Raw genomic sequence first — 3,033 nt, 5'->3', positions numbered from 1 at the left:
CTTGCATGGGAATGGTGGAGAACAATTATTAATGAACAAAATGTTCCATTAACAAATGAAATGAAAGTTTCAATTGGAGGAACAACATTATATCCAAGTGCTAATATTAGTCATTAATTAAAGCCTAATATATGTCCGAAGCGCCCTGTTTACAGGGCGCTTTTTTACTTGGTCGCAAGTATATCGGCGTTTTTTTAAATATATCATACTCATCTAATTGGAGAGTCAACATGCTATTTTAAGTAAAGAAAAAACGCCCAAAAAGGCGGTTTACTTTTATATTGGGGTAGCACGCACATTTTAACCTTTTTATACGCTAAGGGATTCTCAAAACTCAATATTGCCTATTTCAATTGAGACTTTGATTTAGAGATGGGTTTTGAGACATATTTAAAGTTATTTTTAGCATATTCTAGGTTCAATTTCATTTGTCTCAAATACCRAGGTTTCTGAGACTTTTTTATTTATTATCTGCTGTTCCATAAACAATGTTTTAGATTATAAAATAGGGTACTAAGCTTTCGGTATGAAAGCATACATCCCTGAATCATAATTTTTATGGAAGTGAAAACGGAAGCCCTAAAGTAGTAACTTTATAATAAATAAAATTTACTCTTTATGTTTTGTTAGACCTTCTGATAAACATTCGATCATCTTTTTCATCATCTTCGAAAAAGTCGGTTCTCCAATCTCTTGTCGATGTAATGGAATAAGTATGGTTGTTCGAAAAAGGCCAATAAGTACTTCGGGATCATCTTCCGTAACACCTTTTTTCTGTAAAAATTTCACAAATTCCAAAGAACTATTTAAATCTTCCTTTGCATGTTTATCTAGAAGTTCCTTAGGAAGTCTTTTCACAATTCGATCATATTCACCTCTTTGATAAAGACTTTGTAAAAATGGGTTTTGTTCTATAGTTTTAAAAGATAATTCAAAGAAACGAATTAAAAGTTCTTTTGGAGGTAGAGACTCACACATAATTTCTGAAATAATTGTATTTTTTACTTCTTCCTCTTTTCGCAATACTGCGTAAAACAACTCTTCTTTTGATGAATAATATGAATAAAAAGAACCCTTTGCGATTCCACATGCATTTACTATGTCATCAATACTAGTTTTAGAGAATCCATATTGAATAAACAGTTCTTTACTCTTAAAGAGAAGATTCTCATGTATCTGTTTTCTCTGCTCAGATGAAATTCTTGCCATAATGTATCCCCGCCTGTTTTTATTTGACTATTTATAGACATTTAGTCAAATATCTGATAGGTTTATTTTATTGAATTATTTGCATTTTGTAAATACATAAATGTTAGCTGTGATAAAAGGTCAGATTATACTAAATAAAGGGGAAAAGACATGGCAACAAAAAATAATATATTAATTCATGGATTTGTTGCACCGGGATTTGAACTGGTAAAGGATGAGTTCATTAGAAACTTTAGTGAGAGAGGGGAAGTTGGAGCGGCCTTTTCTGTATACATTAATAATGAAGCAGTCGTTGATTTATGGGGTGGATATCGAGATCGACAAACTCGTGCGGAATGGGAAAAAGATACACTTGTTCAAGTGTTTTCAGCTACAAAAGGTTTTGCTGCATTGGCTTTAAGTTTAGCGCATTCTAGAGGCTACATTAACTATGATGAAAAAGTGTGTTCATATTGGCCTGAGTTTGCTCAGAATGGAAAAGACAAAATAACCGTTAGACAGCTTCTAGCACATCAAGCTGGATTGTCACCTCTCAATGAACTTAAAATTGATATGTTAGAAGATTTAGATACCCCTCGTCTATCAAATTCCCTTGCTGCAAGCAAACCTGCTTGGGAGGTTGGGAAAATTCAAGGCTATCATGCCTGGACAATTGGAACCTTAATTGGAGAACTGATTAAAAGAACAGATCCTAAACATCGGACCCTAAAAGATTTCTTTCAAGAAGAAATAGCAGAACCACTAAAAGCAGAGTTTTATATTGGTCTTCCTAAAGATATTTCTGAAGAGAAAATAACAACTATTGAAGGAATAAATCACCCCATTCAGTTACTTAAGGGGATGACAAAGCTACCTATAAAAATGTTACTTGGTTTTCTTAATACAAAGTCATTAGTAGCTAGAAGTTTAGTAGATCCAAAAAAATTCGTAGCAAATGATAATTTTAATCATCGTCCTATTTTATCTATAGAATTCCCTTCAGGAAATGGTGTGGGGCAAGTAAGAGCAATGGCAAAAATTTATGGTGCTTTTGCTAGTGGTGCAAAAACTCTCGGATTAAGGGAAGAAACAATAAATGAATTAAGGAAAAGAGCTATCCCTCCGACATCAGGGTATTATGATTATGTGAATTGTATAAACATAGCCTATTCTTTGGGATTTTGGAAACACTTTTCAGATATGAAATTCGGGCGAAGTGAAAGCTCTTTTGGTCACCCAGGCGCAGGAGGATCATTCTGTTTTGCCGATCCAGATGAAAAGTTAGGTTATGCTTATGCGATGAACAAACATGGATTTGGCATGGCCAATGAACCAAGAGAACTTGCACTAAGAAAATCCTTATACAGTTGCCTCTGAAAAAATAAAAATACGTGAAAATAGTTAGGGATATTTTCATTTTGTACGGTTGTTGGCTATGAATAGTGGAATAAATATTAAGTATTCAACAGTTTAAATAGAGCGAGGCATCTTTTTATTTTAAGAAAAAAGATGCCTCGCTTTATGCCGAAATTCGCTTAGCGTATATTTTCGTTAAAATGTGGGCGGTACGCCTATATACATTGATACCGCTAAGTCGTTTACTACGAGCAGAATACTTCATTCCTTTCTTTTTTTCTCTTACAGTTTGATCTTGTAATCGTTTTTGTTGTTGTTCTTTTGTTAGTCGATGAACAAACACACGAGTTGGGACTTTATCAGTCATTCCTACATAAGCGTTGGATATTTCACATGTTTGTCCTGGTTGAAGAGAGTTCATTAAAACCTCCATATCTATCTGGATATACTCTGTACCTTTCTTGATTCTGCCATCTTGAAAATAATCAG

Annotated in this window: 3 protein-coding genes and 1 pseudogene; 2 read left to right on the top strand and 2 right to left on the bottom strand. The window is 33.7% G+C overall.

Annotated features, from left to right (window positions below; all coding sequences use genetic code 11):
* A partial coding sequence (locus AC1DIT_RS27755) for a thiol-activated cytolysin C-terminal domain-containing protein (protein WP_144569611.1) occupies nt 1-117 on the top strand: 117 nt, incomplete at its 5' end.
* Nucleotides 118-609: 492 nt separating this feature from the next.
* Here the strand turns inward: AC1DIT_RS27755 and AC1DIT_RS27750 are convergent.
* Nucleotides 610-1,209 carry a TetR/AcrR family transcriptional regulator gene (locus tag AC1DIT_RS27750; RefSeq protein WP_016115611.1) on the bottom strand — a complete coding sequence of 200 codons (600 nt, stop codon included), beginning with the start codon at nt 1,207-1,209 and terminating at the stop codon, nt 610-612.
* 150 nt (nt 1,210-1,359) lie between these two features.
* On the opposite strand from AC1DIT_RS27750, the gene AC1DIT_RS27745 reads away from it, so the two are divergent.
* Nucleotides 1,360-2,565, top strand: a complete 1,206-nt coding sequence (locus AC1DIT_RS27745; protein ID WP_016115610.1) for a serine hydrolase domain-containing protein — start codon at nt 1,360-1,362, stop codon at nt 2,563-2,565.
* 196 nt (nt 2,566-2,761) lie between these two features.
* Here AC1DIT_RS27745 and AC1DIT_RS27740 read toward each other — a convergent pair.
* Nucleotides 2,762-3,033 (bottom strand): annotated as a pseudogene (locus tag AC1DIT_RS27740) (IS4 family transposase); the annotation flags it as partial.

The sequence above is a fragment of the Bacillus sp. 05T22 genome (genome assembly GCF_056396765.1).
This window is presented reverse-complemented; position numbering and strand designations above follow the sequence as displayed.

What these genes read in the sequence shown, in the direction of transcription:
- AC1DIT_RS27750 (WP_016115611.1), bottom strand. Translation starts at nt 1,209, where the DNA reads ATGGCAAGAATTTCATCTGAGCAGAGAAAACAGATACATGAGAATCTT.
- AC1DIT_RS27745 (WP_016115610.1), top strand. Translation starts at nt 1,360, where the DNA reads ATGGCAACAAAAAATAATATATTAATTCATGGATTTGTTGCACCGGGA.